This is a genomic window from Stappia sp. 28M-7 (assembly GCF_014252955.1).
Lineage (GTDB): Bacteria > Pseudomonadota > Alphaproteobacteria > Rhizobiales > Stappiaceae > Stappia.
This window is the reverse complement of record NZ_JACMIA010000001.1, coordinates 2,342,747-2,363,988: the sequence shown is the minus strand read 5'-3', so window position 1 is coordinate 2,363,988 and position 21,242 is coordinate 2,342,747. Positions and strand designations below refer to the sequence as shown.

The following is a 21,242-nucleotide window of genomic DNA, read 5'->3' as shown; positions in this document are numbered from 1 at the left end:
CTGCCGGCCGGACGCTGCGCATCCTTGCGCTGGTCCGTTGGTGCCTCTGTCCGGCGATCTGGTGTTCTCGTTGGTGGGCGGCGTCCGCCGCTCCGCTCCCTGGCGGTCCCCGTCTTGCGAGGGCCGCGTCCGCCCGCCGGTAGGGAGGAGGAAACCGGCGGGCGGCGCTTTTGCCTAACGGGTCCGGGAGGAGAAGACCCGTCGGTGCACGATCTGGGGCGCGTGGGAGGAGGATCGCGCCCCGGTCCGTGATGGGGTTAGCCGATCACCGCACGGCGAGCGACAGCCGGGATCTCGCCACGCGAGATGCCGAGATCGTCGAGCTCGCGCGGGGTCAGGCGGGACAGCTCCGTGACAGTGCTGTTGTAGGCACGCCAATTGCGGTACTTGCGAGCGAGGGTCGTGAACATTTCAAACTCCGTGATGTTCTTCTTATTGCTCCCGAAGCGGCCGCTCTTCGCTCATCATGCTGCGCTGCGTCATCGTTCGGTGGCACTCATATGGAGTGCTTCGCGCCGTTTGTGAGGCGCTATTTTCGCATGCCCGCCTTGCGGCTTTCGCCGGGGTTGCCCGGTCTTGCGGCATGCACGCAAAAAATGCGAACGCCCGCCGGTGGGAGGAGGTACCGGCGGGCGTCGCAATGTCCGAACGGGATTGGGAGGAGGATATCCCGTCGGCAACACGTCAGGAGATAGGGGAGGAGGTCTATCTCCTTGAACGTGAACTGTTAACGGCTGGCGCGACGGGCGACGAAACGAATGTCGCCGCGAGCGATGCCGAGATCGTTGAGCTCGCGGGTCGAGAGCCGCGACAGCTCGGAAACGGTGGTCTGGTACGTACGCCAGCTGCGGTACTTGCGGGCGAGAGAGTCGAACATGGCATCCTCATATGCACGATCTGTGCGGGAGTTGGCTGGGCGGGTCATCCCGTGTCAGCGCTCCGATCCGATGACCAAGAGATAGTTTTTTCAGCCGTCGAAAAAAAGAGACGATTGTGCACGGCAGCCATGCAAATTGTGCATCGCAAAATAGTTGCGGTCGCATCTGCCTTGCGACAAGGGCGCTCCGAATCCCGACCTTTCCACAACGCACCGGGCGGCGTCCGGTTCCCAGCACGGCAAGACCTGTTGAATCGCTCCTGCTTCGCCCCGCATGAGAGGCCGGGAAGGGGCGCGCGGTTGACCGCGCCGCGGGGGAGGGATAAGAGCCGAAACCCTGTATCAACGCCATCTTTCACCGGGTTCAGCCAAGGCCATGCGCGTCGACGATTTCGACTTCGAGCTGCCGCCGGAGCGCATTGCGCTGCGTCCGGCCCGACCGCGCGATGCCGCGCGCATGCTGGTGGTGCGCCCGAACGGCGAACCGGTGCTGGACGATCGCGGTGTGCGCGACCTGCCCATGCTGCTGGAGCCAGGCGATGCTCTGGTCTTCAACGACACGCGGGTGATCCCGGCGCAGCTGGAAGGCACCCGCACGCGCGGCGAGGCAGTGGCGCGCATCGGCGCGACGCTGCACCTGCGCGCGGGCGACGACCGCTGGTGGGCCTTCGTGCGCCCGGCCAAGAAGCTGGTCGTCGGCGACCGCGTGCAGTTCGGCGTGCAGTCCGGAGGGGAGGGCAAGGCCTGCCTGCTGGGCACGCTCGACGCTACGGTCGCTGAAAAGCGCGACACGGGCGAGATTCTGTTCGTCTTCGACCTCTCCGGCCCGATGCTGGACGAGGCGATCGCCGCTGTCGGCCATATCCCGCTGCCGCCCTATATCGCGGCCAAGCGCGGCGAGGACGAGCAGGACCGGCAGGACTACCAGACGATCTTCGCGGAAAAGGACGGGGCCGTTGCCGCGCCGACCGCAGGCCTTCACTTCACCGACGAGTTGCTGGCGGCGCTGGACGCGCGCGGCATCGAGCGGCACCGGGTGACGCTGCATGTGGGGGCGGGCACGTTCCTTCCCGTCAAGGCGGACGACACCGACGAGCACCGCATGCACGCCGAGTGGGGCGAGGTGAGCGCGGAAACCGTTGCCGCCCTGCGCGCCGTGCGGGCGCGCGGCAACAAGGTCGTCGCCATCGGCACCACCTCGCTGCGCATCCTGGAAAGCGCGGCGCAGGGCGAGGAGGGGCTGGCGCCCTTTGCCGGCGAGACCTCGATCTTCATCACGCCGGGCTACCGGTTCCGCGCCATCGACGCGTTGATGACCAATTTCCACCTGCCGCGCTCGACCCTGTTCATGCTGGTGTCGGCGCTGTCGGGCCTCGACACGATGCGCGCGGCCTATGCCCATGCCATCGCGACCGGCTATCGCTTTTATTCCTATGGCGATGGCTCGCTTCTCTTCCCCAAGGATCCTGCATGACCGCGCCCTTTTCCTTCCGCCTCCTCGCGACCGACGGCATGGCCCGGCGCGGCGAGATCGTCACGCCGCACGGGCGGGTGGCAACGCCGGCCTTCATGCCGGTGGGGACGCAGGCGACCGTGAAGGCGATGTATCCGGACCAGGTGCGGGAGCTCGGCGCCGATGTGGTGCTGGGCAACACCTATCACCTGATGCTGCGGCCGGGCGCCGAGCGCATCGCCCGGCTCGGCGGGCTGCATACCTTCATGAACTGGCCGCACACGATCCTCACCGATTCCGGCGGCTTCCAGGTGATGTCGCTGGCGCAGCTGCGCAAGCTGACCGAGGACGGTGTCACCTTCCAGAGCCATATCGACGGTTCGCGCCATGTGATGACACCGGAGCGCTCGGTCGAGATCCAGCAGCTGCTCGGCTCCGACATCCAGATGCAGCTCGACGAGTGCATCGCGCTGCCGGCGCCGCGCGAGGATGTGGAGCGGGCCATGCGCCTGTCGCTCCGCTGGGCCGAGCGTTCGCGCGCGCAGTTCGAGAAGATGGGCGGGCCGGGGCGCGGCCAGGCGCTCTACGGCATCGTGCAGGGCGGCGACGTGCCGGACCTGCGCATTGCCTCGGCGCAGGCGCTGGGGGAGATGCCGTTCGAGGGCTATTCCGTCGGCGGGCTGGCGGTCGGCGAGCCGCAGGACGTGATGCTGGCGATGCTGGAAGTGACGACACCGGCAATGCCTGTCGACAAGCCGCGCTACCTGATGGGCGTCGGCACGCCGGAAGACATCCTGGAGAGCGTTGCGCGCGGCATCGACCAGTTCGACTGCGTGATGCCGACACGGGCCGGCCGCCATGGCCTTGCCTATACGCGCTACGGCAAGGTGAACCTGAAGAACGCCCGCCATGCGGACGATCCGCGCCCGCTGGACGAGGCCTCGGACTGCCCTGCTGCGCGGGACTATTCGCGCGCCTATCTTCATCACCTTGTGAAGGCGGGCGAGGGGCTGGCCGCGATGCTGCTGACCTGGACCAATCTCGCCTACTACCAGACCTTGATGCGCGAGATGCGCGCGGCGATCGAGGAAGGCCGGTTCGAGGACTTCCGGGCGAAGACGCGCGAGGATTGGGCCCGCGGCGACCTGGCGCCGCTCAACTAGCAAAGAGGCGACCTGGCGCCGCTGGACTGAGAATTCGGCAACCCGGGCCTCAGGCCGAGGCGCCGGGGCTCCTGGTCAGCACGCAGCCGGCGATCTTCCAGCTTCCGTCGGCCTGCTGCTCGAACGTGTAGAGCGCCAGCCAGTCGGTGCCGCCGCTGTCGGTGAGGAACACCTCCTGCACCGGACCGCGCGAGGTCTCGCGAAAGCGGCCGAACGTCACCGATCGGGGGGCGACGACCGGCGCATATCCGCGCTTCACCATCTGCATGAAGCGGTCCGGCGAGGGGAACATCTGCCGGATCGCCGGGGCTGCGTAGCCATAGGCCGCCGAGGCATCGCCCGCGCGCATCGCGGCGATCTGGCCCTCGACCAGGGCACGCAAGGCGGCGGGGTCATCGGCACGGGCCGGCGCGGCGGAAACTGCAAGCGCGAGCGCGAGCAGCACGGCACATATCCAGGACAGGAACGACAGGTTCGGCGTGAAGCGGGGCAGGGCGGCAAGCGGCATGACGGCCTCCGGCTGGTTGGCCTTCCGCCGCGCCGGCGGAGGGCGGGACGGCGGGTCTTGCAGGATCTGGCCCTGCCAACACCGCCACTTCCTGACCTTACGCTAGGAAAGGCCTGCCGGATGCCATAGGGGCTGGAGGGGGTATCTTTACGTACCATTCACACCCGGGCCGCTAACAATCGTCAAACGATTGCCCGACTGCCGGAAATTGCTGCCGGCCTACCCGAGAGTCGACGACCGAGATGCGCCACAAGCCGAATGTACGCGGCGAGATCCGCTCAGCCCCTCGCGCGTCCTGCATGATCCCGGCGATCATTGTCGACCGGGGCGTGTCGGTTTCCTGCCTGGTCGAGGATCTCAGCATCACCGGCTGCCGCGTGCGCATGAAGGGTCACTCGGCGCTCAGCAAGCGGTTCATCTTCGAGTTTCCCAAGCGCGCCATCAAGGTCGAGGCCGAGCTCGTCTGGATGAACGGCGACGAGGCCGGCATCCGCTTCCTGCACAAGAAGCCGGGCGAAGCCGCGACCACCTCCCGGGTGGAGGTCGGCTAGAACCGCGACAGGAGGGCAGGCGTCGGCCAGCCGTCCGCGGGGATACCGAGGCGCAGCTGTTCGGCCCGCACCGCCGCGCGGGTGCCGGCGCCCAGGATGCCGTCGATCTTGCCGACGTCGTGGCCTCTTGCGGCAAGCTTTTCCTGCAACTGCCGCATCTGCGCGTCCGACAGGCCGGGCTCCGGATTGCCCGGATCGTAGCGGGACGCGCCGGCGAGCCGCGTTGCCAGATAGGCGGCGGTCGTCGTGTAGATGAACGACTGGTTCCATTCCAGATAGACGCGGAAATTCGGGTAGGCGAGGAAGGCCGGCCCCTTGTAGCCCTGCGGCATCAGCAGGGCGGCGGGCAGGTTCGCCGAGGGCAGGCGGCCCTCACGGGCGGTGACGCCGGCCTTGGCCCATTCGCCGACGGTGGTGTCGAAGTTGAGGCCGGTCTTTTCCCAGGGAAGGCTGGCGGGCAGCTTCACCTCGGTCAGCCAGGGCTCGCCGGCGCGCCAGCCGAGGCTCTTGATGAAGCCGGCGGCGGTGAGGATCGTGTCCGGCGCGCTGTTCTTCAGGTCGACATGGTTGTCGCCGTCGCCGTCCTTGCCGAAGCGGATGATGTCCTCGGGCAGCATCTGCACCTGGCCGATCTCGCCGGCCCAGGCGCCGGTGGTGCGGGCCGGATCGAGGTCGCCATGGGCGACCATCTCGATGGCGGCAATGAGCTGCGGGCGGAAGAGCTGCGGCCGCCGGCAGTCATGGGCGAGCGTCGCCAGCGCGTTCACCGTGTTGAAGTCGCCCTGGACGGCGCCGAAATCCGTCTCCAGCGCCCAGAAGGCTGTGATCACCGGCGCGGGCACGCCGTAGTCGGCCTCGGCGCGGGCGAAGGTCCTGGCGAACTTCTTCATGTTGCCAGCGCCGTGCTTCAGCCGGTAGCCGCTGACCGAGCGCTTGGAGAAGGTGAGAAAATCCTGCTTGAAGACGCCTTGCGCGCGGTCGCGCGACAGCACCGTCCTGTCGATCTGCGCGCCGCCCAGCGTCTTGCGGATCGCCGCATCCGGCAGTCCCTTGGCGCGGGCCTCGTCGGCGACACCGTTCAGGAAGGCGCCGAAGTCGCCGCCGCAGGGCGTGTTGGCCATGGCGGGCGCGGCGGAAAGCAGCGCCGCGGCGCAGGCGGCGGCAAGGGAGAGACGGGGAAGGCGGCAGATCATCGGCGGGCCCTTTCGGCTGGTCGAGTCGCCCGGTGATCTTGCGGGAACTGCCCGCGCACAAACAAGTGCGCGGCGGCAAAAATCCGCTCAGCCCGTGCGGGAACTGGCCTGTTGCTCCAGGAGATATTCGGCCGCTTCGTCGAAGGGGATGGGCCGGCAGAACAGGAAACCCTGGCCGAACTGGCAGCCGCGCTGGTGCAGGTAGCGGGCCTGGGCGCGGGTCTCGATCCCTTCCGCCACCACCACCGCGCCGAGGCCGGAGGCAATCGCCAGGAAGCCTTCGATGATCACCTCGGCCGAGCGGTCGCGCCCGATGCCGTGGACGAATTCGCGGTCGATCTTGAGCTCGTGGATGGTGAACTCGCGCAGGTGCTTGAACGAACCGTAGCCGGTGCCGAAATCGTCCATCGAGATGCGGATGCCGAGGGCGGCGAGCATGTCGACATTGTCGCGGATGGTCTCCGCCGCGCGGGCGATGAACACATCCTCGGTGATCTCCAGCGTGATCAGCCGGGCGAGCGGCTGGTTGTCCATCACCAGCCGGCGCAACTCGTCCATGCCGCTGCGGGTTGCGAGCATGGATTCCTCAAGGTTCAGCGACACGCCGCCGCTTTCGAGACCGAGTTCGGCAAAGCGCTTGAGATCGGCCATCGCCTTGCGCGCCATCTGCATGCTGAAGTCGGCCTGCAGGCCGAAGCTGTCGATCCGGGACAGGAACTGGTCGGGCGTCAACAGCCCGCGCACGGGATGGCGCCAGCGGGCCAGCGCCTCGAAGCCGGCATGGGCATTGTCAATGAGCGAGACCTTGGGCTGGTAATGCAGCTCGAACTCGCCCTCGCGCAGGGCCCGCTCGACCTCCTCCTTCTCCTCCAGCCCGTAGCGCTGGGGCGCCATCTGCGGCGAATAGACCGCGTAGGAGGGCCGCTTTTCCTGCTTGGCGACATACATCGCCCGGTCGGCTGCGGCCATCAGCGCCTGCGGTCCTCCCGGCACCGACTGGCTGCCGGCAACGCCGATGCTGGCGCCGACCCTCAGTTCGCGCGGGCCGTTACGCACGGGATTGACCGTCGCCTCAAGCACGCGCTTGGCGAATTGCTCCGGATCGCGGCTGCCTTCCCGGGACACGATGACGATGGCGAACTCGTCGCCGCCGAGGCGGGCGACCATGTCGCCGGGGCGCACCAGGTTGCGATAGCGCTGCGCCAGCACCTTCAGCACCGTGTCGCCGGCCTCATGGCCGTAGGCATCGTTGATCGGCTTGAAACTGTCGAGGTCGACCAGGAGGAAGATCAGTTCGCCGTCAGGGCCGGCGGCCTGCGACGCCTTGTCGAGATAGGCATCGAAGGCCTTGCGGTTGGCAACGCCGGTCAGTCCGTCATGGGCGGCGATGAATTCCAGCTCCGCCTGTTTCTGCTCGCGCTCCTGCGCCAGCTCGCGGTTGCTGACCAGCGCGCGCTGCAGTTCCTGCACGGCGCCCGCAATGCTGCCGATCGCATCGCGCCGGGCCGTGTGGGGGACAGGTGTCGCCAGGTCCCCTTGCAGCAGCGCCCGGATGGTCCGCACGAGACCGGTCACCGGCCGGATGATCGCGCGCGAGGCGGCGATGCTGACCGCAACGGCGACCAGCGCGGCCAGAACCGACAGGCCGACGAAATTGCGGATCAGCCGGTCGGAGGTGGCCGCGGCCTCCTCGGTCGCCTTGCGAAACTGTTCCGATGCCGTGCGGCCGAGAGACTGGGCGTGGGCTTCTACCTCGGCATAGGTCTTGTGGCCGCCGCGGGTGGCGACGGCGCCGAGCGTCGCGTTGCGCAGGATAAGGAGCACCGCCTGCGAGGTGTTCTGGCGATAGGTCTCGAAGGAGGACTTCAGCTTGCCGACGTCCTCCAACCCCGCTTTCTCCAGGGTTGCGATGTCGGCTGCCGCCCGCTCCAGGCCATAGTTGATGGAGCGCAGCGTGCCCTCCAGCTCGGCCCCGCGCACGCCGATCTCGCTCCACATGGACAGCTTGTAGAGACTGGCCTCGACGCTCGCCAGATGGTGGGGCACCTCGTAGGCGCGGTCGAGCACCGCCTCCAGCCGCGACAGGTTGGAGACGACCGCCCCGCGCTGGATGGTCAGCGCCTGCCAGGCGAGCAACGCCATGGCCGTCAGTGCCACCAGGCTGACCAGTGGCGCAGCCATGATCTTGGCCGTGACCGGCCAGTTGGAAAACCGCAGGCGCCCGATCAGGCTATCCGGTCGGTGCATCTTCGAATGCCCCTGCGCACAGGATCCGCTCGCCGTCTCCGAGCATGAAGCATGTGTGATATCCCACCGCCGAGCGGGCGGTCCTGGGATGGGGGAAAAGAAGCAGGAACACCTTGTCTCCCGTGCCGCGAGCCGAGGCTTCGGCGAGCTGGGTCCAGAACCGGCCTTCGATATCGGTGATGTTGGACACGTCGATGCCGATCAGCTCCGGGTGGCCGGTGTCGAACCAGCTGACGCCGTCGGTGGTGACGCCCCACAGATGCAGGCCGTTGGCGGGACGCTTCCAGGGAGCGGACAGGAAATCCTTCAAGGCGGTCTCGAGACCGGCTTCGTCGATATGGCGACGGGCGAGATCCGCCAGCTCCACCACGTCGCCGCGCACCAGATCCAGATCGGCTCCCGCGGCACGCCCGGCAAGGGCGGTGGCCGCGTCGAGCGTCGTTTTCTGCTGGGGATCGTTGTCGGCCGATGCTGCCGCTGGCAGGAGGGCGAAAGCCGTCAGAAACGCCGCTGCGACCGTGTTGCGCACGGCCTTGCGGACAGCAGCAGGGGCGCCCAGGGATTCTGGCATTTTCATCTCCGGTCTCCCCCAAACAGAAACGGATACCCCTGAGTCGTGAAAGGGCTTTTAAGAGAGTTCTTCCAATTTTCACGAAACGGGACCGATTGCGGCCGGTCGAAGGATCTTACAAAGTCAGCGTCAGTTTTCCTGATGGCAGGAATGTGGCAGATTCCGTTTGACTGTTCGTTCGTCAGGCGGCTTGCTGCGAATGACTTCCAAAGGCCTTTCCATTCCGGTCCCATGAGCAGCATCGAGACATCGGTTTTTCCCGGCGACACGCCCTCCAACGGCAACGGCCCGATCTCGCCGCAGTCGCGCCGCCACCTGCAGATGCGCAAGGATATCCTGCGCGCTCATCCGCAGTTGCGCGCCCTGTCGGGGCCCGACTGGCGCACGGCGCTGTTCGTGCCGGTGCTGCTGGCGCTGCACTGGGGCATCGCCTGGGCCGTCTCGGACAGCAACCTGCTGGTCGTGTTTCTCGCAGCCTTCTTCCTCGGCCAGTTCGTCATCCATGCGGCCGGTGCGCTGGTGCACGAGACCGCGCATCGGCTGATCTTTCGCGGCGAAAAGGCGAAGCTCGCCTTCGACCTGGGGCTGGAAACGATCCTCGGATCCTTCGGCAAGCAGCTGACCTACCAGCACGAGCACCTGTCGAGCCATCACCCCTACATGGGCGACTACGAACGCGACTACGAGCACGAGGACCTGTGCGCCTTCAAGGCGCGGGAAATGCTGGTGGAGGGGCAGCCCCGCCTGCAGCGGGTGCTGACGGTGGCGACGCTGGTCGTCCACCTGCTGCCGTTCGGCTTCATCATCTCGGACGAGATCTTTCCGCGGCTCTACGAGCGGCTGACGGGCCGGGTGTCGCGCGACCGCCAGCGCCATATCGGCTCCACCCGCGCGCCCGCGTGGCAGCGGCGGCTGTTCATCGGCTGGTCCATCGGCGTCAACCTGGTGCTGCTGGCCGCCTTTGGCTGGCTGGGCTGGCTCTATCACAACTGGGCGCTGTCGATCTTCCTCGGCAAATGCGGCATCTCCAACCTCGGCCAGTCCCTGAGCGAGCATCCGGGCGACAACGAGGAGGTGCCGACGCGCTCCACCTATGGCTGGGTCAACCGGCTGTTCTTCAACACCGGCTATCACAACGAGCACCACACGTTTCCGAACGTGCCCTGGACCCGCCTGCCGGAGCTGACCAAGACGGCGCCCGAGGCCTTCACGGCGCGCTCGGACCGCTCCTATCTCGGCTGCTGGTGGGACCATGTGCGGCGCGATTTCGCCACGTCCCGGCGCAACCCGCTGCAGGGCGAGGAGCAGGAGCTGCGCTGCCCGCGCGCCGGCACCTCCTGACGTTGCGCCTTTTTCAGAAGCGGTAGGTGACGCCGGCGAGCGGGCCGCTCATGTCGATGTCAAGCCGCATGCCGCCCCGGTCGTAGTCCAGGCCCATGTGGCGGTAGCCGGCGGAGACGAACACGTTGTCGGTGACGCGGTAGTTGAGCGTGCCGACCGCCTGCCATGTCAGCTGCGAACCGGCGCCGAAGCCGCCGAAATCGGCATACCCGATCACCGACCAGTCGGGCGCGAATTGCCACCGCGCCCGCGCGGCCACCACCGGATCGAGCCAGGTGTCGCTCTGGTTGGCGGCAAGGCCCGCCGCCTGGATGTTGACGCTGGCATCCAGATACCAAAGGCGCGCGCCGGCCATCAGATCGAGCGTGAATTCCGGCCGATCGACCACCGAATAACCTCCGGTGAGCGTCGCCGAAAGCTGGCGGACCTGACCGTGCACATCGAAGCCGAAGGGGGCGAAGGGCAGGGCGATACGGTCCTGTTCGCTGACGGCCGACCACGTGAAATCGCCGAAGACCACGAAGCGGTCGTAACGGGCGGTGCCGCTGAGGAAGAAGGCGCCGTCGAGATTTTCGAGAATGTCGCTGAAGGGACGGTCGAAGGAGGCCGTCGGCAGGGCGGGACGCGGGCGGATGTTGCCGGACAGCGAGGGAGCCCATGCGTAGGGGGTGATCTGGAACCGCCAGCCCTCCTGGGCCTGGGCACCGGCCGCCGGAAGCAGGCCCGCGCCGAGGGCAAGGGCGGCCGCTGCCGACAGCAGGCGCGACGAGGCTGGGCGGTCCGTTGAGGCGGTCATGGGCCTTTCCCTTGTGATCTGGAGAGCCATCGGCCTGCCGACATGCGCGCAGGTTCGGGCCGATACCCGTTCTCCGCGAGCCTCGGCCGGCAGGGCGGCTGCGTCAATTCGCAATCCGGGCGGCAAATGACTTATCCTCGGCGGCAGCGGCGCATCGCGAGAACCGGTCGGACGCGGGGGCGGATACAATCCTAGGTGTTTCCCTGACTAGGCCGGTGATGAAGGGTATCCCACATTGTCGGCGCGCCTGCAGGCTCCTTGCGAGCCTCCCCCAGCGATCAGGAATAGACACTTCATGACCCGGACACACGAGCGCGACATCAGCGAAGCCCATGCGCGCGAGGGCGCGCGCGTCCTGGCCGCGCTGGAGGCCCTGCCGACGGGCCTTTCCGACCGGGAGGCGGCCGACCGGCTGGCGAAATACGGAGAGAACCGGCTTCCTGAAGCGCCCCGGCGCGGGGCGCTGGTACGCCTGCTAAGCCAGTTCCACAATGTGCTGATCTATGTGCTGATCGGGGCGGCGGCGGTGACCGCGCTGCTCGGCCATTATGTCGACACAGGCGTCATCGCGGCGGTGGTGGTCGTCAATGCGGTGATCGGCTTCATCCAGGAGGGGCGGGCCGAACAGGCGATGGACGCCATCCGCGACATGCTGGCGCCGCACAGTTCGGTCCTGCGCGGCGGGCGGCGCAAGGGCATCGCCAGTGCCGAGATCGTGCCCGGCGACATCGTGCTGCTGGAGGCGGGCGAACGAGTGCCGGCGGACCTGCGGCTGCTGGAGACGGCGGGCCTGCGGATCGACGAGGCGCTGCTGACGGGCGAATCCGTGCCGTCGGAGAAGGAAACGCGGGCCGTGGCGGGCGAGGCGCCGCTGGGAGACCGGCACGGCATGGCCTATAGCGGCACGCTGGTCACCGCAGGCACCGGGCGAGGGGTGGCCGTGGCCACCGGCCCGGACACGCAGATCGGCCGCATCAGCGGGTTGCTGTCCTCGGTGGAGACGCTGACGACGCCGCTGATCCGCCAGCTCGACAGCTTCGCCCGCTGGCTGACGCTGCTGATCCTGCTGATCGCCGGCCTGCTGCTCGCCTGGGGCTACTATGTGGTGCACATGCCCTTCGGCGAGCTGTTCATGGCGGTCGTCGGCCTGTCGGTCGCCGCGATCCCCGAAGGCCTGCCGGCGGTGCTGACGATCACGCTGGCGGTCGGCGTGCAGGCCATGGCCCGGCGCCATGCCATCGTCCGCCGGCTGCCGGCGATCGAGACGCTCGGTTCGGTCTCGGTGATCTGTTCCGACAAGACCGGCACGTTGACCCGCAACGAAATGCTGGCGGCGACCGTCGCCACCTCCCGTCACCTGTTTGCGGTGACCGGCGAGGGCTACTCGCCGAACGGCACGCTGCGGCTCGACGACCAGGAGATCGGAGCCGGGGAACACGCCGTCCTGATGGAGATCGCGCGGGCCGCGGCGCTGTGCAACGACGCCGCGCTGCATCCCCATGACGAGGGCTGGCGCACCGAGGGCGACCCGATGGAAGGCGCGCTGGTGGCGCTGGCCGCCAAGATCTCCGGCGACGGGCACGAGCCCTTCGCCGCTCACCAGAGGCTCGCCGAAATCCCCTTCGACGCGGCCCATCGCTACATGGCGGTGCGCCATCGCGGCCCGGACGGGCGGGCGGAGCTCCACGTCAAGGGCGCGCCTGAACAGGTGCTGGCCATGTGCGCGGGGCAGCGCAACCTGCAAGGGGGAACCGAGCCGCTGGACAAGGACTTCTGGACCCGCGAGATGGACGCGATCGCGGAGAAGGGCCAGCGGGTGCTGGCGCTTGCCACCGTCGACGAAGACCCGCAAACGGGCGGCGAGCACGGGGGCGACCCCGGCGTGCTGCACAAGGAGGACCTGGCCGGCCGGCTCGTCATGCTCGGCCTGATCGGGCTGATCGACCCGCCCCGGCCGGAGGCGGTCGCCGCCGTCGCCGAGTGCCACGGCGCGGGCATCCGGGTAAAGATGATCACCGGCGACCATGCCGGCACGGCAGCGGCCATCGGTCGGCAGATCGGCCTGACGAACCCGAACCGGGTGCTGACCGGCAACGATCTCGACGCGATGGACGATGCGGAGCTTTCGGCGCAGGTGGTGGAAACCGACATTTTCGCCCGCACCAGCCCCGAGCACAAGCTGCGGCTGGTCACCGCGCTGCAGGCACGCGGCCTGACCGTCGCGATGACCGGCGACGGCGTCAACGATGCGCCGGCCCTGAAACGCGCCGATGCGGGCATCGCCATGGGCCGCAAGGGCAGCGAGGCGGCGAAGGAGGCGGCCGACCTGGTGCTGGCCGACGACAATTTCGCCTCCATCGCGGCGGCCGTGCGCGAGGGACGGACCGTCTACGACAACATCAAGAAGGTGCTGAGCTGGACGCTGCCGACGAGCGGCGGCGAATCGCTGACCGTCGCCCTGGCGCTGCTGCTGGGCATGGCGCTGCCGATCACGGCGGTGCAGATCCTGTGGGTCAACCTGATTACCGCCGTCACGCTGGGTCTTGCGCTCGCCTTCGAGCCGACGGAGGAGGACACGATGCGCCGCCGGCCGCGCCCGCGCCACCAGCCGATCCTCGGCGGCGAGCTGCTGTGGCATATCCTGCTGGTCTCGGGCCTGTTCCTGGCGGCGGTCTTCGGCATCTACTTCTACGCGACCGACCGGGGCCACTCGCCGGAGCTGGCGCGCACCATGGCGCTCAACACGCTGGTGGTGCTGGAGATCTTCCACCTGTTCTTCATCCGCAACATCTACGGCACCTCGCTGACCTGGAAGGCAGTGAAGGGCACGCCGATGATCTGGGCCTGCGTGGTCGTGATCACGCTGGCGCAGTTCGCCATCACCTACCTGCCGCCGCTGCAGGCGGTATTCGGCACGACGGCGGTGCCGTTCTTCGACGGCGTGCTGATCGTGGCGGTGGGGGCGGTGTTCTTCGCGCTGATCGAGATCGAGAAGCAGCTGCGGCTGGTGTTCCGCCGCCCCGAGGCGCAACCGGGCTGAGAACCGCGCGGACGACGGGACTTGACGAACGCATAATCGGATGGTTATGAATTAAACCCATAGCCACAGGGTTATGAGTTTATGACGGACGCTCAAGACATATCGCAGGACATCCTGTTCCGCTCGCTCGCCGACCCGACGCGCAGGGCGATCTTCGAACGCCTTTGCCGCGAGGGCGAGCAGACCGTCGGCGCGCTGACCGCGCAGGCCGGGGTCTCCCAGCCCGCCGTTTCCAAGCATCTTTCCGTTCTGAAGCAGGCCGGGCTGGTGCGGGACCGGCAGGCGGGGCGCCAGACCCACTACAGCGCCGATGCATCCGCCCTTGCCCCGCTGGCCGACTGGACCCGGCGCATGACCGGCTTCTGGGAAGCCCGGTTCGACGCCCTGGAAGACCTGCTGGGAAGGATGGATCAGTGACGCAGACGCAGGACGATACGCTGTCGGTGGTGGTGGAACGCCACATCTCCCATCCGCCGGAAAAGATCTGGCGCGCGCTGACCGAACCGCATCTCATCGAGGAATGGCTGATGAAGGGGGACTTCCGCCCGGCCATCGGCCACCGTTTCGGCTTTCGCGCCGACTGGGGGGCGGTCGACTGCGAAGTGCTGGATATCGAGCCGCCGCACCTGCTCGCCTATAGCTGGGGCGATCACGATCTGAAAAGCATCGTCACCTGGACGCTGACCCCCACCGGCAGCGGGACGCAGCTGCGGCTGGAACAGACCGGCTTCCGCCGCGACCAGCCGCGCTATTTCGGCGGGGCGACCGCCGGCTGGCCGCGCTTCCTCGACAAGCTGGAAGAGGTCGTTCAGCGGCTGCAGTGACGGTCTGAAGTCTCGCCCCCCTATCCTTGCCTCTAGACCGGAGCACCATGCCATGACCCGCAACGGATGGATCCGGCAGCTGCATCGCTGGCTGTCGCTCGCCTTTACCCTGGCCGTGCTGGCCAATATCGCGACGAACCTCGCCGGTACGCCCTCCGTCTGGGTCGGCGTTCTGGCGCTGGTGCCCTTGATCCCGCTGATGCTGACGGGGCTCTGGCTGTTCGCCCTGCCGTGGGTGAACAGCCGGACTGCGGGCGAAAACGCGCACTGGCGAGAGCAGGCGTGATGGCCGCCGGAAAGCGCGAGACGTCCAAGGAACCGGTCTTGCTGACCGGCGGCAATCCGCAGATCCCCAAGGGAGAGGGCGACGAACCCGTGCAGGCCTATATCGCGGCAATGCCCGGCTGGAAAAGCGAGGTCGGCCGGCAGCTCGACGCGCTCATCGAGCGCACCGTGCCGGACGTGCGCAAGGCGGTGAAATGGAACTCGCCGCTCTATGGCGTGGAGGGGCAGGGCTGGTTCCTGGGCGTCCACGGCTTCACCAGATACATCAAGCTCGCCTTCTTCCGCGGTGCGGAGCTCGATCCGCTGCCGCCGGTCGCCTCCAAGGACGAGAACACCCGCTACGTCCACCTGAACGAGGGCGAGGAACTGGACGAGGCGCAGCTGGCGAGCTGGATAGCGCAGGCGGCGAAGCTGCCCGGCTGGACACCATGAGAGACGAGATACTGCGATGACGAAGAGCGAGACGATGGCGCCGGATGAGGCTTCTGCGCTGATCGATGCGCGGATCCGCGAGCTGGGCGACTGGCGCGGGGAGATGCTGGCGCGGGCGCGGGCGCTGATCCTCAAGGCCGAGCCGGAAACGGTGGAGGAATGGAAGTGGCGCGGCGTGCCCGTGTGGTCGCGTGCCGGCATCCTGTGCACCGGCGAAACCTACAAGGACAAGGTCAAGCTGACCTTTCCCAAGGGGGCGGCGCTGGAGGATCCGGCAGGTCTCTTCAACGCCAGCCTCGACGGCAATGCCCGCCGTGCCATCGATCTCCACGAGGGCGAGGACCTGGACGAGGCGGCCTTTACGGCGCTGATCAAGGCGGCAGCCGGGCTGAACGCGCAGAAGAAGCCCGCCAAGCGCTGAGGCGGAGCGCGGCCGCTCACCGATCTGTCGCGGAACCACTTTCCGCCCAGCCCGTTGGGTAAGGGAGGGCGGGCGTTCGTCTCGCCCGCCGACACCAAGGGGAGACCGCGCCATGACAGCCGCTGAGGAGCACAAACGCGCCACGCTCTACCGGATGGTGATGCCGGACCACATCTGCCCTTACGGGCTGAAGTCCAAGGACCTTCTGGAGCGGCACGGCTTCACCGTCGAGGACCATCATCTCGCCTCACGCGAGGAGACCGACCGGTTCAAGCGCGAGCACGAGGTGGACACGACGCCGCAGACCTTCATCGACGGGAAGCGGATCGGCGGGCACGAGGAGCTGCGCCGCTATTTCGGCGAGAGCGTTCCGGATGAGGACGCGACCAGCTATCGCCCGGTGATCGCGATCTTCGCCATGGCGCTGCTGATGGCGCTGGCCGCCAGCTGGGCGGCCTTCGGCTCGGTCCTGACGTTGCGCGCCTTCGAGTGGTTCGTCGCGATCAGCATGTGCATTCTCGCCATCCAGAAGCTGCAGGACGTGGAGAGCTTCTCGACCATGTTCCTGAACTACGACCTGCTGGCCCGCCGCTGGGTGCCCTACGGCCGGCTCTATCCCTTCGGCGAGGCGCTGGCCGGCGTGCTGATGATCGCCGGCGCGCTGCTGTGGATCGCAGCGCCGGTGGCGCTGTTCATCGGCACGGTCGGCGCGGTCTCGGTGTTCAAGGCGGTCTATATCGACCGGCGGGAGCTGAAATGCGCCTGCGTCGGCGGGGCGAGCAACGTGCCGCTCGGCTTCGTCTCGCTGACCGAGAACCTGATGATGATCGCCATGGGCCTGTGGATGCCGCTCAAGGCGCTGTGGCTGGGCTGAGGGAGCGCAGGCCGTGCGCGCTAGTGGCTAGAAACCGATCTTCACGCGCCGATTCTGCCGGCCATTGTTGTCGACTTTCAGCACGCGCACCGGCCGGGCGAGCCCGGTCGAGGCCAGATGCGTGCCGCCGCAGCCCTGCCGGTCGATCTCGCCGATCTCCACGATCCGGACGTTGCCGTCGTCCTGGCGGGGCGGCGAGACGGCCTTGCTGCGAAACAGTCCGGGAACGGCATTGGCCTCGTCCCACGGCATCAGGAAGGCCCGCACCGGTAGATCGGCCCGGATCACCTCGTTGATGGGATCCGCCAGCTCGCGCAGCCGTGCCGCATCCGAGCCCGGAAGATCGAAATCCAACCGGAACGTCTCGTCGTCCGACAGCTGGGCGCCGGTCAGCAACGCGCCGTTGAACTCGCGGAAGACGACGCTGTTGGCGATATGGGCGAGGGTGTGCAGTTCGCACATCAGGCGGCGGAACTGAGGCTCCACCTGGACCTGCAAGGGACCGTCCGGCTCCTCCTCGCCATCGAAGGCATGCCACCATCCCCGTTCATCGGGCGTGACGGCGGTGATCGCCGCCTCGCCGCGAGACCAGCGGAGCGTGGCGCGGTCCGCAAGCTGCCCGCCGCCGCCGGGAAAGACGATGCACTTGTCGAGAAGCACGGCCCCGGGGCGGGCATCGAGTGCCGAGGTTTCCAGGACGAGCAAACTCGCGTCCGTCTGATAAAGGGGCTGCGATCTCACGCGTCCGTCTCCGTGGGTGGCTTGGGGTCTTATATCGGATGGCGGATGGGATGGCAGCTTGTTGCGCGGCGTGCGCGGGGCAGGGGGGCGTGGCCTTCGCGATTTTGAGTTTCCTGGGGAGCGGGAATGCGGCAAGCGGCGGCAATATCGCGTCACGTATGGCAATTGGCGGGCCATGGCGAAAAGCAGCGAAACCAAGGGCTACGTTTGCGGCATTATCCTATGAAATCACGGCCCGCGTAGAGGGCCGACTAGTATGACATGGCAATAGCATCAAAAACAGTCGGGCGCGATCCTTGTGCCAATTTAACAGCCCCCATAGTCGTCACCCGGAAGCGACCGTCCTTCCAGAAGTTCTTGCCGATATGCTTTTCTGAACGGGCGGAGGCGGGTTTATCCGCGCGCTTCGTCCGTGGCACGAGCACGGCCTATTCAGCATGAGGGAGCGCAACCGGGTTGGGGAGCGCCCACGATAAAGTCCACTGCTATGCTAGCCGTAAATTCTGGCGTATGTTTTACTGGCAAATGTCAACAGGGTGACGTTGTTGTCTTGAATGCTCTTTCGTATCTCGTCCGGGTCAAGCCTCATCGCATCCTTCAAGCGTACGCGTACTTCAGGATTTTGCCAGTTCCATGATGGCGAACCTATGACTCCGGTAAAAGCCTCGAGACGGTCAAAATTCCAAGTCAAGATTGCCACAGAATCTTGGCAAGATGTATAGTTTTCGAAGCCAAATACTTGCCCTTTTGCAACTAATGAGCGGAGTTTGATAACGGACGGTCGAACTGCTTCCAAGCAATCCAACAAGCGTTTGCCGTCACGCTCTCCATTTTTCTCGATATAGGCAATTGCGCCAGCTATCGCTTTCTCGTCCTCGTCGCCTTCCTCCCAAGAACGAGTATGGCTGTCCATGCCGATCTTTGCTATCTGCAGCAATACAACCGGCTTCGGCATTTCCGCGATAAAAGTGTGGGCTGCTTCGATGAGAGAATCCAAAAACTCGGATTCTCTTTTGGCCTTATCTTGGCGCTTCCAATTTTTGAGCGCTTGATATGCGATGAGAACAGTGAAAACTGGTGCCGTCGTTCGAATGATTTCGGCCAGCGCTGGAATAATCTTCGGCCAATTTCTGGAGGCTAACGCATCGACGAACCATGCAAAAAATTCCTGCATCAGTCCCTCCTAGCAGTGGCGGAAGAGGTGGGATTCGAACCCACGGTACGGTCTCCCGTACGGCGGTTTTCAAGACCGCTGCCTTAAACCACTCGGCCACTCTTCCGTTGCGCTTCGTTTCGCCCTCGCGGGCCGGCTTGTCAAGCGGCGAGGCGAGGGCGGTGGCGGACGTTTCCTCATGTGAAAGAGCGCGGTGCGAGATCGAGCGCCCGGGAGGCTGTCGGTCGCCGTCCGCTGCTGCGCCTTGACCGGATTGCGGTCAGGGCGGGGGCCGGTGCGGCAAGGGCGTTTGAGCCTATGCGCGGCTGAGGCTGGGTGCCGGGGGCTTGTGGAAACAGGCCGGGTGGGGGGGGCTTTCGGGGGAGAAAGAGAAAAGCCGCCGATCCGGAAGGTCGAGGCAGGGACCGGATCGGCGGCTGCGCCGTTGTTCGGCGTCCGGCGCGGGGGCACGCGCCATGGGTCCGTTGTAGTCCGGCGCTCCCGGTGAGGATGTGACCCGTATCACAAATGGTCGCATCGCCTTTTTTCGGTGGCGGAAAGGGGCGGCCGGGGCGCGCAAAGCCCGGTGCAGCTGATCCGGCGGGCGGGCAGGCGCGTAACTCCTTGCATAGTGACAAGCGGGCCCGACGGGGCCGCTTTCCCCCAAGGTTCGACCGGGAGACAAGCAATGCAGCTACGCAAGGCAGGCGCGCTCGCCGCGCTGATCGCAAGTGTCGCCGTCGTCGCAACGCCGGCGCTGGCCAGCGCGCAGCTTTCCGAAAAGGAAATCCGCAACACGGTCGCCGGCAAGCGCATCTATCTGAAGGTGCCGCTCGGCGGCGAGTTTCCTCTCTATTATCAGACCAACGGCAAGGTCAGCGGATCGGGCGATGCGGTCGGGCTCGGCCGCTTCATGCAGCCGAAGGACCAGGGGCGCTGGTGGGTGCGCGGCAACCGGCTCTGCCAGAAGTGGCAGGCCTGGTACGACGGCAAGCAGTTCTGCTTCACCCTGTCCAGGGGCGATGGCAACACGCTCTTCTGGCGCCGCGACGACGGCATGACCGGGCGCGCCCGCATCGGCCAGTAATCGGCTCCAATCACTGAAAATACGGTTCGGGGAGGGCGCGACCACGTCCTCCCCGACGTCATTCTGCGACCCTTTCGCCACAGGTTGTTGAAAAACGTGCGCTGCGACATGCGTGCACGTCGACCGCGTCTTCACCTTGCAGTAAGAGACGGCATGGTACACGTGTCGTGATGCGCCATTGGGGGGCAGCATCGCAACGAGACGGGTCCGACCGGCAGGGCACGCAAGGCAGGCGAACGAGACAGACTCCCCCGGACATGCAGTCCTGAAACGGGCGTCGCTCCACCTAACCTTGTAAGTCCACTGCACATGGCGGCAAAGGACCCCGCGCGGTCGGCCGCCTGGCAGCAGGATGTCGACCGAAGGAGCGGCAAGGCGGACAGAAGGTTCGTCCCAGCCGGAACCCCGGGCGAAAACCGCCGGTCAGGTATCGAGTAGGGCGGCAGAATGAACGATGGCAAGGCCCCGGCAGCAGAACGCCGGCACCTGAGCACAGACCCCAATTCCTCCCGCAGCAGCGTGGCGCCGGATTCCGGTCGCCTGCTTTCCTCGCGCAGTCTCGGCATTCTGGCGGTTTCCTCGCTGTGCCTCGCGCTGGCCGCCTGCGGTTCTGCCCCGAAGGGCAAGAAGGTCAAGTTCAGCGAAGAAAAGTACGGCGTCGCGGCCAGCCCGCGCGTCGTTTCGGGCAACCAGGCCGTGCCCAAGGGCGGCGGCCGCTACATGGTCGGCAAGCCCTACAAGGTGGCCGGCAAGTGGTACCACCCGAAGGACAATCCGAATTACACCTCCGTCGGTCTCGCCTCCTGGTACGGGCCGACCTTCCACGGACGGATGACCGCCAATGGCGAGGTCTTCGACCGTAACGCGCCGACGGCAGCGCACACCACGATGCCGCTTCCCTCCTATGCGCGCGTGACCAATCTGAAGAACGGCCGCTCGATGATCGTTCGCGTCAACGATCGCGGGCCCTTCCACGGCAACCGCACCATCGACCTGTCCGAAAAGGTCGCGACCATGCTCGACTTCAAGAGCGCGGGCGTGGCCAAGGTGAAGGTGGAATATGTGGGCAAGGCCCGCATGGACGGGCAGGACCAGAGCTTCCTGATGGCCTCCTATCGTGGCCCGGGCTCCGTCGAGCCGGGCGCCACCATGCCGGGCACGATGCTGGCCCAGGCCGATATTCCGGCCGCAAGCCCGGCGCCGGTCTCCGGCCCCGCGCCGCTGCCGCGCAACCGTCCGTACGGGCCGGTTCTCGCGGGCTCGGGCGGCTTCGGCCAGATGGTCACCGCCGCGTTCGACCCGGCGGTCGCGTTCGAATCCGGCGCGGCATCGGTGCAGGTCGCCTCGCTCAACACGTTCGAGAGCAATGTTCCGGCAAGCGCCGGGCAGGACAGCACGGCGTCCACGCCGGTCATGAGCTATGGCGGAGACGCGCAGCCGGCGGTGCCGGCGGTCGCGACCGAGCCGGTTCTGGCGCCGGGGCCGGCCTATCTCGGCCAGCCGAGCACGTTCTCCCGCGGGTCCGCGATCTCGTCCTACCGGGCCACGGCCCGTATCGAGGGTGCCTATGCCGCCTTCGACGCGATCGACCAGGGCCTGTCGCCGCGTGAGCTCGCCGCCCGCCAGTCGGACTGAAATAGCTCAAGGCACAGGTAGGCTTGACCCGCTCGAGCCTGTATGTTTTC

The 21,242-nt window shown here is 66.8% G+C and carries 22 protein-coding genes and 1 tRNA gene; 13 read left to right on the top strand and 10 right to left on the bottom strand.

The features are described 5' to 3' along the window. Positions 1-257: 257 nt before the first annotated feature. On the bottom strand, positions 258-410 hold the full coding sequence (locus H7H34_RS10370; protein WP_067333458.1) for a DUF1127 domain-containing protein: 153 nt from the start codon (positions 408-410) through the stop codon (positions 258-260). A gap of 317 nt (positions 411-727) precedes the next feature. Further along, complete coding sequence (locus H7H34_RS10365) at positions 728-877, bottom strand: DUF1127 domain-containing protein (protein ID WP_067215052.1); 150 nt, start codon at positions 875-877, stop codon at positions 728-730. A gap of 376 nt (positions 878-1,253) precedes the next feature. Between H7H34_RS10365 and queA the strand changes: the two genes are divergently transcribed. After that, a complete protein-coding gene (queA, locus tag H7H34_RS10360) occupies positions 1,254-2,351 on the top strand; it encodes a tRNA preQ1(34) S-adenosylmethionine ribosyltransferase-isomerase QueA (RefSeq protein ID WP_185925151.1) in 1,098 nt (365 codons plus the stop codon). Continuing rightward, entirely contained in the window at positions 2,348-3,493 is a 1,146-nt protein-coding gene (tgt, locus tag H7H34_RS10355) for a tRNA guanosine(34) transglycosylase Tgt (protein ID WP_185925150.1), read from the top strand. The genes queA and tgt overlap by 4 nt, the downstream gene beginning before the upstream one ends. 49 nt (positions 3,494-3,542) lie before the next feature. On the opposite strand, the gene H7H34_RS10350 is transcribed toward tgt, so the two are convergent. Next, positions 3,543-4,001 (bottom strand): DUF4864 domain-containing protein, encoded by a 459-nt coding sequence (locus H7H34_RS10350; protein WP_120267964.1) that lies wholly within the window; start codon positions 3,999-4,001, stop codon positions 3,543-3,545. A 242-nt stretch (positions 4,002-4,243) separates the two neighbouring features. Here H7H34_RS10350 and H7H34_RS10345 point away from each other — a divergent pair, with 242 nt between their 5' ends. Next, on the top strand, positions 4,244-4,552 hold the full coding sequence (locus tag H7H34_RS10345; protein ID WP_120267965.1) for a PilZ domain-containing protein: 309 nt from the start codon (positions 4,244-4,246) through the stop codon (positions 4,550-4,552). On the opposite strand, the gene H7H34_RS10340 is transcribed toward H7H34_RS10345, so the two are convergent. The 3 genes from H7H34_RS10340 to H7H34_RS10330 form a co-directional block, all read right to left on the bottom strand. Continuing rightward, on the bottom strand, positions 4,549-5,745 hold the full coding sequence (locus H7H34_RS10340) for a lytic murein transglycosylase (RefSeq protein ID WP_185925149.1): 1,197 nt from the start codon (positions 5,743-5,745) through the stop codon (positions 4,549-4,551). The two genes, H7H34_RS10345 and H7H34_RS10340, sit on opposite strands and share 4 nt — an antisense overlap. Positions 5,746-5,832: 87 nt before the next feature. Continuing rightward, positions 5,833-7,992 (bottom strand): putative bifunctional diguanylate cyclase/phosphodiesterase, encoded by a 2,160-nt coding sequence (locus H7H34_RS10335; RefSeq protein WP_120267967.1) that lies wholly within the window; start codon positions 7,990-7,992, stop codon positions 5,833-5,835. Next, positions 7,976-8,563: a hypothetical protein gene (locus H7H34_RS10330; RefSeq protein ID WP_185925148.1), complete on the bottom strand. Its 588-nt coding sequence runs from the start codon at positions 8,561-8,563 to the stop codon at positions 7,976-7,978. The genes H7H34_RS10335 and H7H34_RS10330 overlap by 17 nt, the downstream gene beginning before the upstream one ends. A 231-nt stretch (positions 8,564-8,794) precedes the next feature. Here H7H34_RS10330 and H7H34_RS10325 point away from each other — a divergent pair, with 231 nt between their 5' ends. Then, complete coding sequence (locus tag H7H34_RS10325) at positions 8,795-9,904, top strand: fatty acid desaturase (protein WP_185925147.1); 1,110 nt, start codon at positions 8,795-8,797, stop codon at positions 9,902-9,904. A 13-nt stretch (positions 9,905-9,917) separates the two neighbouring features. Here the strand turns inward: H7H34_RS10325 and H7H34_RS10320 are convergent, their stop codons facing one another. Beyond that, entirely contained in the window at positions 9,918-10,700 is a 783-nt protein-coding gene (locus H7H34_RS10320) for a porin family protein (RefSeq protein ID WP_185925146.1), read from the bottom strand. 295 nt (positions 10,701-10,995) lie between these two features. Between H7H34_RS10320 and H7H34_RS10315 the strand changes: the two genes are divergently transcribed. The 7 genes from H7H34_RS10315 (at position 10,996) to H7H34_RS10290 (ending at position 16,576) form a co-directional block, all read left to right on the top strand. Further along, positions 10,996-13,740, top strand: coding sequence for an HAD-IC family P-type ATPase (locus H7H34_RS10315; RefSeq protein ID WP_185925145.1), 2,745 nt, complete (start codon positions 10,996-10,998; stop codon positions 13,738-13,740). A gap of 81 nt (positions 13,741-13,821) precedes the next feature. Next, entirely contained in the window at positions 13,822-14,157 is a 336-nt protein-coding gene (locus tag H7H34_RS10310; protein ID WP_185925144.1) for an ArsR/SmtB family transcription factor, read from the top strand. Then, positions 14,154-14,564 (top strand): SRPBCC family protein, encoded by a 411-nt coding sequence (locus H7H34_RS10305; protein WP_185925143.1) that lies wholly within the window; start codon positions 14,154-14,156, stop codon positions 14,562-14,564. Before H7H34_RS10310 ends, H7H34_RS10305 begins: the two co-directional genes overlap by 4 nt. 52 nt (positions 14,565-14,616) lie before the next feature. Further along, positions 14,617-14,850 carry a hypothetical protein gene (locus H7H34_RS23430; protein ID WP_245165037.1) on the top strand — a complete coding sequence of 78 codons (234 nt, stop codon included), beginning with the start codon at positions 14,617-14,619 and terminating at the stop codon, positions 14,848-14,850. Beyond that, entirely contained in the window at positions 14,850-15,281 is a 432-nt protein-coding gene (locus H7H34_RS10300; protein ID WP_245165035.1) for a DUF1801 domain-containing protein, read from the top strand. Before H7H34_RS23430 ends, H7H34_RS10300 begins: the two co-directional genes overlap by 1 nt. 16 nt (positions 15,282-15,297) lie before the next feature. Continuing rightward, entirely contained in the window at positions 15,298-15,702 is a 405-nt protein-coding gene (locus H7H34_RS10295) for a DUF1801 domain-containing protein (protein ID WP_185925141.1), read from the top strand. A gap of 112 nt (positions 15,703-15,814) precedes the next feature. Beyond that, the gene (locus H7H34_RS10290) at positions 15,815-16,576 is read left to right on the top strand and encodes a glutaredoxin family protein (RefSeq protein WP_209006195.1); all 762 of its coding nucleotides are present in this window, start codon (positions 15,815-15,817) and stop codon (positions 16,574-16,576) included. Positions 16,577-16,603: 27 nt separating this feature from the next. On the opposite strand, the gene H7H34_RS10285 is transcribed toward H7H34_RS10290, so the two are convergent. From H7H34_RS10285 to H7H34_RS10275, 3 genes are all read right to left on the bottom strand, one after another. After that, positions 16,604-17,317 carry an alanyl-tRNA editing protein gene (locus tag H7H34_RS10285; RefSeq protein WP_371811381.1) on the bottom strand — a complete coding sequence of 238 codons (714 nt, stop codon included), beginning with the start codon at positions 17,315-17,317 and terminating at the stop codon, positions 16,604-16,606. A 490-nt stretch (positions 17,318-17,807) separates the two neighbouring features. Next, the gene (locus H7H34_RS10280; protein ID WP_185925140.1) at positions 17,808-18,491 is read right to left on the bottom strand and encodes a hypothetical protein; all 684 of its coding nucleotides are present in this window, start codon (positions 18,489-18,491) and stop codon (positions 17,808-17,810) included. A 16-nt stretch (positions 18,492-18,507) separates the two neighbouring features. Beyond that, positions 18,508-18,597: transfer RNA gene (locus H7H34_RS10275), tRNA-Ser, on the bottom strand. Between the two features lie 561 nt (positions 18,598-19,158). Here H7H34_RS10275 and H7H34_RS10270 point away from each other — a divergent pair. Then, entirely contained in the window at positions 19,159-19,557 is a 399-nt protein-coding gene (locus tag H7H34_RS10270; protein ID WP_185925139.1) for a hypothetical protein, read from the top strand. 447 nt (positions 19,558-20,004) lie between these two features. Next, positions 20,005-21,192, top strand: coding sequence for a septal ring lytic transglycosylase RlpA family protein (locus H7H34_RS10265; protein ID WP_120267980.1), 1,188 nt, complete (start codon positions 20,005-20,007; stop codon positions 21,190-21,192). Positions 21,193-21,242: the final 50 nt, after the last annotated feature.